This is a genomic window from Sphingobacterium sp. SRCM116780 (genome assembly GCF_021442025.1).
In the GTDB taxonomy this organism is placed as follows: Bacteria; Bacteroidota; Bacteroidia; order Sphingobacteriales; family Sphingobacteriaceae; genus Sphingobacterium.
The window spans coordinates 3,047,839-3,063,691 of record NZ_CP090446.1 but is presented as its reverse complement, the minus strand read 5'-3'; the positions used below and the strand labels follow the sequence as shown (position 1 = coordinate 3,063,691).

Sequence of the window (15,853 nt, the reverse complement as noted above, 5' to 3'; positions counted from 1 at the left end):
TGCAAAGATTTTTAAAAAATGAATGGGGGAAATTGCTTTTGAAAAGCATAAAAATCATCAAATTAAAGTCCCCAAAAATAAGATATTAATGAAATTCACCCTTCAAGTACAAGATAAATTTTCCAAAGCGCGTGCAGGTGTTATCGAGACAGCTCACGGAAAAATTCAAACTCCTATTTTTATGCCTGTTGGTACCGCTGGTACTGTTAAAGGTGTTCATCAACATGAATTAAAAAATGATATTGAAGCTCAAATTATTTTGGGTAATACGTATCATTTGTATCTACGTCCGGGATTGGATGTATTGAATAAGGCTGGAGGTCTACATCAATTTATAGGCTGGGACAGACCTATTTTAACAGATTCTGGAGGTTACCAAGTTTACTCTTTGTCCGATAATCGTAAGATTAAGGAAGAAGGTGTAACGTTTCGTTCACATGTAGATGGTTCGAAGCATTTATTTACACCTGAGAACGTGATGGATACACAACGTATCATCGGAGCGGATATCATTATGGCGTTTGACGAATGTACTCCTTATCCATGTGATTATGGGTATGCGCGTCGTTCGATCGATATGACTCACCGTTGGTTGAAGCGGTGTTGTGACCGTTTTGATAGTACAGAACCGCTTTATGGCTATGATCAAACGTTGTTTCCCATTGTTCAGGGATCGGTTTATAAAGATTTACGTGAAAAATCTGCAGAGAAAATTGCTTCATTCAACCGAGAGGGAAATGCTATTGGCGGATTGTCTGTAGGCGAACCTGCGGAGGAGATGTATGCGATGACAGAAGTTGTCTGCAATATCCTTCCTGTTGACAAACCTCGTTATTTAATGGGAGTTGGCACGCCCATCAATTTGTTAGAAAATATTGCTTTGGGTATTGATATGTTTGATTGTGTAATGCCAACACGTAATGCACGTAATGGTATGATTTTTACACGTCATGGTACGATTAACATCAAAAATGAAAAATGGAAAGACGATTTCTCTCCATTGGATCCAGATAGTGATCTTTTTGCAGATCAGGTGTATACGAAAGCTTATCTACGTCATTTAATCCGTTCACAAGAGCTTTTAGGGGCGCAAATTGCTTCTTTACACAATTTACATTTCTATTTGTGGCTAGTGAATGAAGCTCGCGAGAAAATTGTAGACGGTACATTCTATGATTGGAAAAATAAAATGGTCAAAGTATTAGGTCAACGTTTGTAATTTTTTGCATCTTAGTAGCATTATGTTTTCTATCATCGATCGTTATATCATCAAGAAATATCTGACCACGTTTGTGTTCACGATGGCTATTTTTACTGTAGTCATGGTCATTTTTGATATTTCTGAACGATTGGATGACTTTTTGAAATATAATGCACCAATGGACAAGATTATATTTGAATATTACGCGGGATTTATTCCGTTTTATTTAAATTTTCTGTGTCCTTTGATCAATTTTATTGCTGTTATCTTCTTTACATCAAAGATGGCAGACCAAACTGAAATAGTCCCCATCTTAAGTGCAGGCTATAGTTTCAATCGTCTTTTGCGACCATATGCTTTTTCTGCTACGCTTATTTTTGCCATCTCTTTCATCTTTAATCTATACATTATTCCGAAAACGAATAAGATTAAAATTGACTTTGAAAATATCTATGTGAAACCGCTCAAGGATAACACCAAGGTATCCACACATATGCAGATTGATAAAAACAGTTATGTCTATATTGACAACTTTGATAATAATATGAAAGTTGGTTATAAGTTCGTTTTGGAGAAATTTAAAGGGGACACATTGTTGGAGAAACTGATTGCAGAACGGATTACTTGGGATTCGGTTACGACAAAATGGAAGATCCAGGATTATAGCAATCGTATTATCAATGGTCTGCATGAGCGTATGGAAAAAGGGGTATCAAAAGACACGACATTGGATATGAAACCTGCGGATTTTGAACTGTATGATAATATTTTTACAGCGATGGATACCAAAGATCTGAATGAACGTATTCATAAGGAAGAAATTAGGGGTACTGGGATGATGACGGATTTGAAATTGGAAAAATATAAACGTTATGTCTATCCTTTTTCTGCTTTTGTGCTCACGTTGATGGGTGTGGCATTATCTTCCAAAAAAGTAAGAGGGGGGATTGGACTGAGTTTAGGTATTGGTATTGGACTGAGCTTTACCTATATCGTTTTTATCCAATTTGCCAATATGTTTTCTTTAAAGGGAGGACTTCCTCCTTTGATTGCGGTATTGATCCCAAACGTGACGTTTTTAATTATTGCAATCTATTTGGCTATAAAAGCGCCAAAATAAACATATTTATATGTCTAATATAAAAATAAATCAGAATGTTCTTATTCTGCATTTAACTGTCCTGATATGGGGTTTTACGGGTATTTTAGGAAATTTAATTTCTGTTTCTGCTATTCATCTTGTTTGGTATCGTGTCTTAATTGCTGCAATTTCCCTATTTGTCTATCTTGTAGCAACTAAACAGCAGATTCTGGTAACACGAAGAAATTTTATATCTTTTATATTAGTAGGAGGAATCGTGGGTTTTCACTGGGTTTTATTCTTTTATGCCATTAAAGTATCTACAGTATCTGTTGCATTAGTGACACTCTCATCACTTACGCTGTATACCGCTATTCTTGAGCCGATTATCAATAAACAAAAGATTCCGATCATGGATATGGTGATTGGTGTGGTGATTATACTCGGGATTTATATGATATTTCAGTTTGAATCTCATTATATTGAAGGTATCATTGCAGGTTTAACTTGTGCATTTTGTGCCAGTATCTTTTCTATAGCAAATGCGAGAATGGTCAAGAAATCCAGTGCAACCTTGATTACATTTTATGAAATGTTAGGTGCTTGGTTTTGGATATCCATTTATATGGCTTTTAGTGGAGACTTTAATGAACACATGCTATTGAACCAATCTGACTTAATCTATTTACTTATTTTAGGGGTGATCTGTACCGCAATAGCTTATGTACTTGGTGTTGCGGTGATGAAAGAATTGAGTGCATTTACAGTCGCCTTAGCAACCAATTTAGAACCTGTTTATGGTATTATACTCGCTATACTCATCTTCGGTCAGGAAGAGACCATGAGCTTGGGTTTCTATATAGGTGCTGTGATTGTTTTAGGTGCCGTATTTCTATATCCCTATATTAAAACGAAGATGAAGAAACGGAAGAAAGAGTTGATCATTAGAAAGATTTACTAATCTGAGTCAAATTTTAAAATAGTGTTACTCTTTTAATTTGGGTTGTCTGGATATTAAATTGTAAAATAATTCATATATAAAACGTATCTCATACGTATTTCAACCGTACCTTGTTCGTTTTTATTCGAACGAGGTCTGAACAAGGTACGGTTGAGGTCCGAACCAGCTCCCTACTATTTTACCAGTTAAATCCTATGTCTATCCTGAATTATCCTTACAGCATTCGGATAGTTAAACGGTTAAATCCTTACAATTATAAAAAGTTATACGGATATATCCTTACATTGTTTTTTCTTTGTCCGTGTATACCCTTACAATCGGGTTGTACTGTTTCTTGTTTTAGTGATTTCCTGACTATGTCTTTGCGCCGGTGTCATCATTTTACAGCTCATGTGCGGTCTGACATTATTGTATCTTTCTATCGCTCTGCACACCGGTTCAATAGCCATTGAATAGGACTCAAAGGTGTTATAGAGCTCAAATTCTGTTTTCAGTATACCGTTTACCCTTTCGGCAATTGCATTATCATAGGGTGATCCGGACTGAGTCATACTGATCTGGATATGGTTTCTCTGCAATAGTTCCACATAGGCATCACAGCAGTACTGTATCCCCCTGTCCGAGTGGTGGATCAGCGGCCTTTGCTTATATTCCCTGCCGTTTATAGCCTTTTGGAGTGCCGATAGGCATCCGGAAGCTTTTAGTGACTGGCTGAGATGGTAGCCTACGATCTTTCTGGAATAGGCATCTGTGATCAGAAAAAGGTAGATAAATCCCGTGCCTGTCCGCAGATAGGTAATATCGCTTACCCAGACCTGCTCGGCCATCAGGGGCTTTGCCCGGCTGATCATATCCGGCCATTTCCTGTAATGATGGTAGGACATCGTGGTGGTCACATATCTCCTTTTGGGATAGATCAGCATGCCATTGTCCCTGATCAGCCTGGAAAAAGCATCCCTTCCGATGGTAATATGATGCGCTTTGAGGTTCTGCTGCAGCATATGAAGAAGCTTTACGCATCCTGTACGCGGAAGCACTGATCTGATTTCCCGGACCCATTCTAGTATCATTCCATCCTGAATCACCGAAACGTCCCTTCTGGCGTTCATTTCATACCAGGACTGTCTTGTTCTGCCAAACAGCGAGCAAATGGTACTCAGGGGAATATTGATAAATATCTCCTTCATTTTACTGGCGGTTTGGTACCAGACTTTTTTCGGATATCGATATCCAGCTCCTGCTCTGCAATATGGATCATCATCTCAAGGGCGGTAATCTTCAGCCTGGCAAGCCGGAGTTCCTCCTGAAGCTGCTCATCAGGACTGCTGGATGCTAAAGGCGGCAGCTCGCTGTCAGGTGAAATAAGGCCTGAATGGATTTGGGCGATGTTCTTTTTGTACCAGTTGACAAAATAGCGAACCACCTCGCCACTCTTAAGTCCATGTTTACGCCCAAGCTGTGACTGGCTCAGATTGCCCTCAAGGTATTCTCTGGCAACTGCAATCTTAAAAGATGATTCGTAGGTAACAGGGGCTCCTGTATGTTTCCCTTTTCTCGGTGTTTCCATATTATATAAAATTAATAATTACTCCGATTTGTGTAAGGGTAATTTAGGAATAGACACTAATTTTATCCTTAATGCTCTATTGTCTTCATGTGTTAAATATTGCCTTGCAAACAAGTTTAATACCAAATCGAAGATGGCATGCTGAGACAACTAAGTCAATACTGCAGTTATGGAAGAGAAGAAGAAAGCGTGTCCCAACAAGAACACGCTTTCTGTACGATAAGACGTATAAAAACGTTAAAAATCAAATGTTCCAATCGTCACATTACGCTCTTTATCCTTATCTAAGTATATGGTGATGATTTTACGTTCTTGCCTTCCGGAACTATAATACAGATATATTTCAGCCATAACAGCAGCAGGACCAGCGAGTGTTAATTCGCTATTGTTATAAAAATCGACTTCGATTTTGTATTTTCCTTTGACTGCTTTTTTTAATAAAAACTGTTCAGGTCCATATCCTCCTGTAAAATCATTACTCAAACGACCTCCAATAGCTGTGCTATTGTTGCTGTAGAAACATTTTTCGTCTCGAGGATCTGTTACCCAAAGATCAATATCTGTATTTCTAGAATTCCAGTTGATTACCACACGAATGTCAACAGGCAGATCAGCTATGAGTTTTTTACTCGTATGATTAGCGTTTATAGCAGCCTTATTTAATTTCAATAAATTATTCAATTCCATAACAATAATTTCTTCGATACCATCATCTCGATTGGCTGCTTCGGGTGAGTAGCTCTGTGTTAGGATGCTATAAAGTTGCTCAAATGCTTCTTGGTAATGATGATTGTCTTGTAGCGCTAAAGCATAGTCCCGATGACTTTGTGGATCCATCGGACGCCAATCTAAAATTTTCTTACTGATATATTGTTCACTCTTATATTGTTCCCATTGTTTAAGTTTGTAAGCCAATGTTTTAAATAGATCTGCATTTTCAATTTGAAGATCTGCAAGCGAACTTAGCACTAACAAGGCTTTATCCTTCATCCCTTTTCTATAAAAGAAATTGGCAACATCAAAATAAAATGTAGGCGTTCCCAAATATGCTGGACGCAGTTCGAGGTATGTTTGATAGGGATGAGCTGATTTTTCTAGTGCTTGGAGATAAACATTGTCTTCTTTAATCTCAGGAATTGTAATTTTTGCACGAGAAGAAGCATTATTTATTGCTGTGTTCTCATTGGCAATACTGACACCGGCAACTTTACCTTGCAATGTGCCTGTCACCACAACCTCTTGTAGTGCATCTGATGATTCCATTTTTTTAGCATCCATTGAGATAGATTCCTTTTCAGTAGCTTGTGAGTTTGCTACGGGAGGAGTATAATCTGCTACAGGTCTCATTTCTTCAACAGCAATTTCATCTATTATTTTCTTCGGTTTAGGGTAATGTTTCTTTGGGCTGAAGTCGGTATTCCACCAAATTTTAAGTTGTTCAACCGATAGTTCAGCTTGTGCTAATAAATCATTGACACGTTCTTCCTGAAGGGTATTTCGCTCTTTTTTAAGGCTATTATACTCGGCAAGCAGTTCTGCGGGTGGTGCAATGTCATAGCGTACATAGTCGGATGCTGTCTCTAAGACAATTAAACTTGTGTTACGGGTAACAATGCCAAATTGCTTACCCAGTTCTTCAATCTGTTCTTTATTTTGGTTATAATCCACATCCAATGCAGCGATTTTTTGCTGTGCCCATATTTTATGAACGTCTAACTCATTCTGTTGATAATTCACATCGACTTTAACTTCTTTGGTTACTTGATTGCCATAACCAAACTGTAAGGTCATCTGTTTCAAATTTTTATTTTTCCCCAGACCCGTTATTGCGATATGTTCATGGACTTCTGTGTTGGCGGCAGGATATATTTCTGAAAAATCCATCGCTTCTTTTATACCTAAAAATTTTAAATTTTCAGATCCTAATTGTTCTACTGCATCAGCAGGATTTGTTTTCAATAGATTGATGGTCTTTCCTCCTGTTTTTTTACTGATGGCTTGGAGTGTGCTGTAATCGGCAATAGCGGAAGAAGAAATACAATAAATCGGCTTTCTGATGGCTACTTGGTTTGAGCCAAATGTCGATAGGCCTTCTGTAAAAAATAGATACTCATCCGCTTGTAATACTTGTTCGTTTAATTGGGAGAAATCTGTTCCTCCATCGTAAGTTATGGCCAATAAATAGTCTTTCAATGCAGTCCAATTCCCTTGTTCAATCTGGAATGTTTTTGCTTTAACATAGTTGATGTTAAGCAAACCAAGTTCTATCGTTAGATCCTTTTTTTGTTGTATGATACGATCTAGCAAGTCCAATTCCTTTTGGATGTCTTTGTCTTTAGCACTTAAGGAATTATCCCAAATGATACCTATTTTGTTCTTCCAAGTTTTTGTTTTTGAAGGAGCTTCTAGGAATACATTGCTGAGAAAGTAGAACGATTGATCTTGATTGACCTGTGTTAGGATCTTATTTTTATTGACCTGTTTGGGTAATATTATGCTGAGTGACTTTTCCGGTATAAAATTAGTTTTATTTATGCTCGCTTGGTACATGTGATTTTCTTCTGAGAAAGAAAGTGAGGCATCTGGATTGCTAACGAAAGTTGGCTTTTTATCCGATTGATAGACGTTTACCTGAAGTTTAAATTGCGCAATAGCTTGTTTATAAGCTAGCGGCAGATTATATTGAAAACCTGTAGTAGCATGAAATTGCAAGTTCTCTTCATAGGTAATGCTGATAGTTCTTTGTCCTTTTGCTGGTAAGGGATAAATTCTTGTTTTAAAATTATTGCCTTCTACACGTTCTAGCAATCCTGGATCCACACGACGAGACTCAATACTTTCGAAGATCTCAGTACCCTTGTTTTTGTCCACTGCAACGGCTTGACGAAGCTTCCCATTGATATCAAAAGCGTATCCTGTTACAGAGACACCTTCTGGCATCGGAAAAGTTAATGTTCCTTCTAAATCTCTGTTCTCATCGTTGTGAAAAGTCATTGTCATCGTTGTTTTGGCTATATTGCCAAAGATGTCGACTTGGATATCGAGGTTCTGTAAACCTACCTTTGCTTGTCCCTTTGGATCATTCGAGATCTTTAAACTCGGAATTGGTCTTGTTGGGTTCTCTTGCGATTTGATCTCGTCATGTTGCGAGAGACATAAAATCAGCAATAATAGCATCAGCTTTTTCATATTTTTTAGATTAGCTTATTGGATTAATTTCGGATAGGATGCAGGATCTCATCAGATTCCATAAGTGCTCTTGTTTTTTTATGATAAATAATTTCTGAACGAATAGTATACTTAACATTCTTCTAATCATAAGGTAATTTCACTGTATTAAGTTTGCGGAATAAAATACGTAGACAATGAAAAAAATTTATGGTGTGCTAGCTGTTTCGCTCTTGCTTTCAGCTTGTGGTAAAGATGATGTCAACAAAATCATAGATCCGATTGTTAATCTGACTTATCCTGATTATGCAACGGCCTCTAATCCAAAAGTATTGGCTGATGTACAGGGTGTAAAAGTGTATAACGGGGGTTATGGATCGGCAATGGTTCAAGATCCGAATGATAAGGCTATCTTTTATCTATTGACCGATCGGGGACCGAATATCGATGGTCAAGTGAAGGACAGTAAAGTTTTTGCAAATCCTGCATTTACGCCGCAGATCGGAAAATTTAGATTAAAAGACAACACACTTGTGTTGGAGTCTATTGTCGAATTGAAAAACAAGAATGGCGTCCATTTGAATGGCTTACCAAATCCAGATGGGGTGGGAGGATCAGGAGAAATTGCTTTAGCGGTAGATGGTACTCCATTGACACCAAGTGTTGATGGCATAGATTCTGAAGGATTGGCAAGAGGAGCTGATGGATCTTGGTGGGTGAGTGATGAATATGGGCCACATATCATTCATTTTGATGCAACGGGAAGAGAAATTGAACGATTGAACCCCTGGTCTACAGGAAAGAAGTTGCCTTTAGTATTAGCCAAACGCCGCCCAAATCGTGGTATGGAGGGGCTAACGTTAACACCTGATGGGAAAACTTTAGTGGGTATCATGCAATATCCATTGTACAACCCAAGTAAAGATGCAATGAAGAACTCATTGGCTATTCGTATCGTTACTGTTGATCTCATGAGTGGAACAACAAAGCAATTTGTGTATATGATGGAGAATAAAGACTTGCAAGCTGTAAGTGAAATTGCAGCGATCAGCAATTCTACTTTTATTGTTTTAGAGCGTGATGGTGAGTATGCAACTGCAGCAAATAAAGTAACAGTATTTAAAAAGATTTATAAAATTGATCTTGCCGATGCAACCGATATCAGTGATCCAAATAATACCGCAAATGGTAAGCTGTTTGATGGAAAAACAGTTGAAGAACTGAAAGATGCTGCTACATTGGCGAAATATAACATAAAACCGGTTACGAAAACATTGGTTGTAGATCTCATGACGGATGTCAACCCTTTATATCCGCATGATAAGGCGGAGGGTCTAACCGTTATCAACTCCACATTGATCGCCGTGTGTAATGATGATGATTTTGGAGTGACAGGAACTGGAATTTACGCGAGTAAAATACTTCCTTATACCTCAACAGTTGACAAAAATAGTATCTACTTCATTAAGTTGAAAACAGCGCTCAAATAGGTGGTTACCTCCCGCTGTACAAAATGGTGGGTAGCCTCTTGAACTGGAAATGCATCAAAAATAAAACCCCGTAAATTTCTTTACTGGGTTTCTTCTTTTCTATTTTAGGATTGGTATTAAGCGTAATAATGAGTTGCTTCTTTGCTTTCGAGTTCTGAATATCCCATTAGAAATTCATCTACTTTTCGGGCACATTCGCGACCTTCTGAGATTGCCCATACAACTAAAGACTGACCTTTTCTACAATCACCAGCTGTAAAGACGTGGTTGACTGAAGTTTGGTAAGCTTTATCGGTTGCAATGATATTGCCACGAGCATCTACTTGAACACCTAACTGGGCTGTTAATTGATGCTCGGTATGTTGATATCCTACAGCCAAAAGAACTAGATCTGCAGGTATTTCCTTAGGCTCGGATTGCCCTAAAAGCGTTCTTCTACCATAATCATCAACTTGATATTCGACTTCGATGATCTGAACAGCTTTAACATGTCCGTCTTCACCACTGATAAATGCTTTCGTTTCTGTTGCCCAAAGACGATCGCAACCTTCTTCCTGTGAAGAGGAGGTCTCAAACGTTATTTTATCCATAGGCCAAGGATTATTTTTTAATCTTTCCTTGGATGGAGTAGGTTTCCGTGCGATCTGTGTAATACTTTTCGCTTGTTGGCGATTGGAGGTTCCAATACAGTCGGATCCGGTGTCTCCATCTCCAATGACCACAACATGTTTTCCTGTTGCCAAGATCGCTTGTTCTGTGAAATCAATAGCACTTACTTTCTTATTTTGCTGTTTCAAGAAATCCATCGCAAAGTGAATACCATTTAAATCTTTTCCAGGAATATCTAAATGCCAGGGTACTGTTGATCCTGTCGCTAAAATAACGGAATCGAAGGCTAATAACTCGCTAGTTGAGATATTGTTTCCAACTTCCGCATTGACCTTAAACACGATGCCAGAAGCTTTCATGATATCAATCCGACGATCAATAATTTTCTTGTCTAATTTGAAGTCAGGAATACCATAGCGTAATAAACCGCCGACTTGATCATCTCGCTCAAAAACGACTACCTCATGACCAGCTTTATTCAATTGTGCTGCGGCAGCTAAACCTGCTGGGCCAGAGCCTACAATAGCGACTTTTTTATCTGTTTTGATATAGCCTTTGTTAGGTTTTACATAACCTTTATTAAAAGCAATTTCAATAATATGTTTTTCGATCTCTTCAATAGTAATTGGAGAACTATGGATACCCAATACACATGCCGACTCACAAGGTGCAGGACAGATGCGTCCTGTAAACTCGGGAAAGTTGTTGGTTGAAGTGAGGATATGATAGGCTTCTTCCCATTTGCCATCGTATACCGCATCGTTAAATTCAGGAATTACATTGCCAAGTGGACATCCCGAATGACAAAATGGGATACCACAGTCCATACATCTTGCTGCTTGCGTATGCAATTGACTATCGGAATATCCTTTATTAAACTCTTGATAATTTTGTGTTCTGCTTGCTACCGGTTCTTTTTGAGGAAGCTCGCGATTATATTCTTTAAATCCTGTTATTTTACCCATGACTTTTCCTCCTGACTTATGCTTCGACTAATTTTTTACCTAATACATGTTTGTATTCTTTCGGGAATACTTTAATAAATTTGCTTTTTTCAGCACTCCAATGTTGCAGGATGTGTTGCGCAATTGTACTGTTGGTTAATAAAATATGTCGTTTTAATAAAGCAATAATAGCCGTTTCATCTTCTTGTTCCAATGGATCTAAATCCACCATTTCTGTATTGCAGTTGTCTCTAAATGTTCCCTGTGTGTCGTAGATCCATGCGATGCCACCGCTCATACCAGCTCCAAAATTACGTCCTGTAGATCCTAAAATTAATGCACGTCCTCCAGTCATATATTCACAACCATGATCACCAACACCCTCTACAACTGCCGTAGCTCCAGAGTTACGGACAGCAAATCGCTCTCCTGCTTGTCCATTGATGAACAGATGTCCGGATGTCGCTCCAAATAAGGCAACATTTCCGATAATGATGTTTTCATGTGGCACTAATTGACTTTCCGCTTTTGGATAAATAGCCAATTGTGCTCCAGATAAGCCTTTTCCAACATAGTCATTTGCTTCTCCTTCTAATTCAAAGGATAATCCTTTGGTTGAGAATGCACCAAAACTTTGCCCAGCAGAACCTTCAAATTTATAATTGATCGTATTATCTGGCAATCCTTCTGACCCATATATCTTGGAAATCTCATTGGACAAGAGTGTTCCAATCGTACGATCCGTATTTTTAACCACGAAAGTGCCAAATACTGGAGTCTTATTTTCTAAAGCAATCTTTGCTTGCTTCAATAATCCCCAGTCCAGGATCATACCCATGCCATGATCTTGCTCTTCTGTGTTGTACAACGATTGACCTTGTTCGTTGGGTTCTACATATAAGATGCCTGAAAAATCAATCTTAGCGGCTTTCCAATGCGTGATGTCTTCGCGTTTTTTCAAGAACTGTGCTTTCCCAACCATTTCATTAATGGTTCTGAAACCCAATTCGGCCATGGTTTCTCGGATTTCTTCTGCCATAAAGCGGAATAAGTTCACGATATCTTCTGGCTTTCCTGTAAACAATTTACGTAATTCTGGATCTTGGGTCGCTACGCCTACAGGACATGTATTCAAGTGACATTTACGCATCATGATACATCCACCAGCGATAAGGGCAGCGGTAGAAACACCCCACTCTTCTGCGCCTAATAATGTGGCAACAACAATATCACGACCTGTTTTTACTTGTCCGTCTGCTTGTAATACAATACGGCTTCTTAATTTATTTTTAACCAATGTTTGATGTGCTTCCGCTAATCCCAATTCCCAAGGTAAACCTGCATGTTTTGTTGAACTAATAGGTGATGCACCTGTTCCGCCATCAAATCCAGCAATTAATATGACATCAGCATGCGCTTTTGCTACACCTGCGGCAATGGTACCCACTCCAGCTTTGGAAACTAATTTGACATTGATACGAGCTGCACGGTTCGCATTTTTCAAATCAAAGATTAATTGTGCTAAATCTTCGATAGAATAGATGTCATGATGGGGAGGGGGAGAAATCAAACCTACCCCTGGAGTCGAGTGACGTGTTTTTGCAATCCATTCATTCACTTTAGGACCTGGTAATTGTCCTCCTTCTCCAGGTTTTGCTCCCTGCGCCATCTTGATTTGTATTTCATCAGCCTGAGTCAAGTAGTTGGATGTTACACCGAAACGGGCGGATGCGACTTGCTTAATGGCAGATCGCATGGAGTCTCCATTTGGTAGGGGTTCATAACGTAATTCATCTTCTCCGCCTTCACCTGTATTGGATTTCGCTCCAATACGATTCATGGCAATCGCTAATGTGCTATGTGCCTCATGGGAAATGGAACCGAAAGACATCGCTCCAGTGGCAAAACGTTTTAATATTTCGCTGGCAGGTTCTACTTCACTCAACGGAATAGCAGTTCTATGTTTTGCAAAGTCTAATAAACCACGCAATGTGAACATCTGTTCCTTTTGGTTGTTTATTTTCTCTGCATATCTTTTGTAAGTGGCATAATCATCATTTCGACAAGCTTGTTGCAGCAAGTGAACGGTATCAGGATTCCATAAATGTCCTTCACCACGACGTTTCCATTGGTATATTCCTCCTTCAGGTAGTAGTGTTTTTGGTGTACGGCTTTCTTTGAAATTCACCCAATGTTTTGTCAGTACTTCTTGCGCAATATCATCCAGGTTTAATCCCCCTATTCGCGATACCGCTCCACAGAAATACTTGTCAACAACAGTCTTGTCAATGCCTAAAACTTCAAAAATCTGTGCCCCATGATAAGACTGTAAGGTTGATATTCCCATTTTTGAGAATATTTTCAATAATCCAGCATTTACGGCTTTTACATAATTTTTTGAAAGTTCAGGCCAAGTGAGTTCTGTTTCGATCGTATTTTGCTCTTTCATGGTACGGATACTCGCTAAGGCCATATAAGGATTAATGGCTGTTGCACCAAATGCTAATAAGCAAGCAAAATGATGAACTTCCCATGTGTCTCCTGCTTCGACAACAAGTCCAACAGCACCACGGTTACCCGTTTTGATTAAATGGTGATGTACAGCGGATACTGCTAGTATCGATGGAATAGGAGCATGTTGTGAGTCAATTGCCCGATCTGAAAGAATCAAGACTTCAAAACCATCGCGCACGGCATCATCAGCATACCGACATAAACGTTCTAATCCAGCTTCTAAAGATCCGTCTTGACCATCTGCCCTAAAGTAGGTTTGCAAAGTTTTTGCTTGGAAAACACCTGTATCAATAGAACGTAGTTTCTCTAATTCTTTGGATGTTAATATGGGATGTTCAAGGGTTACACAGTGACAGAATTTCTTGTCTTCAATTAAGATGTTTCCTGCATTACCAATAAAAGTAGCCAAACTCATCACCAGTTTTTCTCGAATAGGATCAATTGGTGGGTTGGTTACTTGTGCAAAAAACTGTTTGAAGTAACTTGATAAATGCTGCGGTTGATCGGATAAGATGGCCAAAGGTACATCGGAACCCATAGATCCTGTTGGCTCATAACCCGTGAGTGCCATTGGTGTCAAGATCGTTTCCAGATCTTCTCTTGAATAACCAAATGTTTGTTGATATCGAAATACCGATTCTTTTGATAAATAGGTATAGGTAACACGAGGTTCTGTTAATTCTTCTAATTTAATTTTATAACGATCTAACCAATCTCCGTAAGGTTGTTGGCGAACTAATTCTCCTTTTACTTCTTCGTCAGATAATATTTTTCCTTGCTCCATATCGACCAAGAAAATTTTCCCTGCTTGTTGTCTTCCCTTTTTAATAATGGTTGATTCATCAATAGGAAGCGCTCCAGCTTCAGAAGCGACAATAACACGGTCATCGGAAGTGATCGCATAGCGTAACGGACGTAATCCATTGCGATCTAACGTTGCACCAATGGATTTACCGTCTGTAAAACATAAGGCTGCAGGACCATCCCAAGGCTCCATTAATGTAGCATGATACTCGTAAAACGCTCTTTTTAAAGGATCCATTTGTGTGTTGCCATCCCATGCTTCTGGTACAAGCATCAGCATGACATGCGCTAAACTTCTACCGCTATGTAATAATAGCTCTGCTACGTTATCTAAACAAGCGGAGTCAGATTGGCCGCGATCTACTACTGGTAGTAAGATCTCCATTTCATCTTCGGTAAAATAAGGTGATGAAAGTGCGCGCATACCGGCATAAAACCAGTTCAGGTTACCTGTTAATGTATTGATCTCGCCATTATGCGCCAACATTCGGAAAGGTTGTGCTAATGACCAAGAAGGAAATGTATTGGTTGAAAATCGAGAGTGTACTAAACCAAAAGCCGAGATAACTCGAGGATCACGCAGGTCCTTAAAATAGGTGCCTACTTGATAAGTTGTCAACTGACCTTTGTAAATAATTGTTTTACAAGATAAAGAAGCGAAATAAAGTGGAAGTGGATATTCTTGATGTTTCTTGATCTTTTGGATGATCAGACGTCTTAGGACGAATAGTTTGCGTTCAAATTCTTCGGTATCACGTACACCGTCTGGTCTGTCGATAAAGAATTGAACAATTTCGGGTTCAGCGCTCAAAGCCGTTGGTCCGATACCAGCTCTACTTACTGGAACGTCCCGAAACCCAAGGAACTTCATGTCTCTTTCTGCAGCAGCTTCTTCAATGACAGCTCTGCATATTTTGTTCATTTCAGTTTCTTTTGGAAGGAAAACCATTCCTGTTCCATAGTAACCTGGTTCTTTTAGCTGTATACCTAAATTAATACATTCTTCCCATAAAAATTCGTGTGGCAACTGGATCATAATACCTGCGCCATCACCGCTTTCTGGATCACATCCACATGCTCCACGATGTTCCATATTCTCTAACATGGTTAAAGCATCCTGCACTTGTGCGTGTGATTTTATTCCCTTTATATGTGCTACAAAACCAACTCCACAAGCATCATGCTCAAAATTTGGATCGTAGAGCCCCTCTTGGTTTTTACCAGTTTCAATCATCTTCTTCCTTTTCAAATATTGTTTTGCTAATATAAGAACAAAAACTGTATTTAATTGTAGATTTTATAAAATATTTTAATTTATATTGTTTTATTTGTAAATATAGGTGCTTTTGTTGTTGATATTGTATTTTGTTGTTGGTTTTTATGGTTTTTTTTAATTTCACGATTGCGTATTTTATTATGAGTCTACCGCAGAATTAAATTCAATATTGATTTGCTTGCAGAATTTTTTTCTTAAACTACCTATAATATTCATTTAATATGTAATAACTAGATTT

At 38.6% G+C, this 15,853-nt stretch carries 9 protein-coding genes; 4 read left to right on the top strand and 5 right to left on the bottom strand.

All coding sequences use genetic code 11. The features are described from left to right. Positions 1-88: 88 nt before the first annotated feature. Genes tgt through LZQ00_RS13180 form a run of 3 tightly spaced genes read left to right on the top strand, consistent with a single transcriptional unit; the run spans position 89 to position 3,243 of the window. On the top strand, positions 89-1,219 hold the full coding sequence (gene tgt / locus LZQ00_RS13190) for a tRNA guanosine(34) transglycosylase Tgt (protein ID WP_234509746.1): 1,131 nt from the start codon (positions 89-91) through the stop codon (positions 1,217-1,219). Between the two features lie 22 nt (positions 1,220-1,241). Next, positions 1,242-2,321 carry an LptF/LptG family permease gene (locus LZQ00_RS13185; protein ID WP_234509745.1) on the top strand — a complete coding sequence of 360 codons (1,080 nt, stop codon included), beginning with the start codon at positions 1,242-1,244 and terminating at the stop codon, positions 2,319-2,321. A 10-nt stretch (positions 2,322-2,331) separates the two neighbouring features. After that, the gene (locus LZQ00_RS13180) at positions 2,332-3,243 is read left to right on the top strand and encodes a DMT family transporter (protein ID WP_234509744.1); all 912 of its coding nucleotides are present in this window, start codon (positions 2,332-2,334) and stop codon (positions 3,241-3,243) included. A gap of 311 nt (positions 3,244-3,554) precedes the next feature. On the opposite strand, the gene LZQ00_RS13175 is transcribed toward LZQ00_RS13180, so the two are convergent. The 3 genes from LZQ00_RS13175 to LZQ00_RS13165 form a co-directional block, all read right to left on the bottom strand. Beyond that, positions 3,555-4,430 (bottom strand): IS3 family transposase, encoded by an 876-nt coding sequence (locus LZQ00_RS13175; RefSeq protein ID WP_234509244.1) that lies wholly within the window; start codon positions 4,428-4,430, stop codon positions 3,555-3,557. Then, positions 4,427-4,810, bottom strand: a complete 384-nt coding sequence (locus tag LZQ00_RS13170; protein WP_234509243.1) for a transposase — start codon at positions 4,808-4,810, stop codon at positions 4,427-4,429. Before LZQ00_RS13170 ends, LZQ00_RS13175 begins: the two co-directional genes overlap by 4 nt. 237 nt (positions 4,811-5,047) lie before the next feature. Then, on the bottom strand, positions 5,048-7,999 hold the full coding sequence (locus LZQ00_RS13165) for a VIT domain-containing protein (RefSeq protein ID WP_234509743.1): 2,952 nt from the start codon (positions 7,997-7,999) through the stop codon (positions 5,048-5,050). 176 nt (positions 8,000-8,175) lie between these two features. Here LZQ00_RS13165 and LZQ00_RS13160 point away from each other — a divergent pair, with 176 nt between their 5' ends. Continuing rightward, positions 8,176-9,468, top strand: coding sequence for an esterase-like activity of phytase family protein (locus LZQ00_RS13160; RefSeq protein ID WP_234509742.1), 1,293 nt, complete (start codon positions 8,176-8,178; stop codon positions 9,466-9,468). A gap of 116 nt (positions 9,469-9,584) precedes the next feature. Here LZQ00_RS13160 and LZQ00_RS13155 read toward each other — a convergent pair whose 3' ends face one another. Together LZQ00_RS13155 and gltB are read right to left on the bottom strand one after the other, a co-directional pair. Further along, positions 9,585-11,042, bottom strand: coding sequence for a glutamate synthase subunit beta (locus LZQ00_RS13155; RefSeq protein ID WP_234509741.1), 1,458 nt, complete (start codon positions 11,040-11,042; stop codon positions 9,585-9,587). A gap of 16 nt (positions 11,043-11,058) precedes the next feature. After that, entirely contained in the window at positions 11,059-15,573 is a 4,515-nt protein-coding gene (gene gltB, locus LZQ00_RS13150) for a glutamate synthase large subunit (protein WP_234509740.1), read from the bottom strand. Between the last annotated feature and the right edge of the window lie 280 nt (positions 15,574-15,853).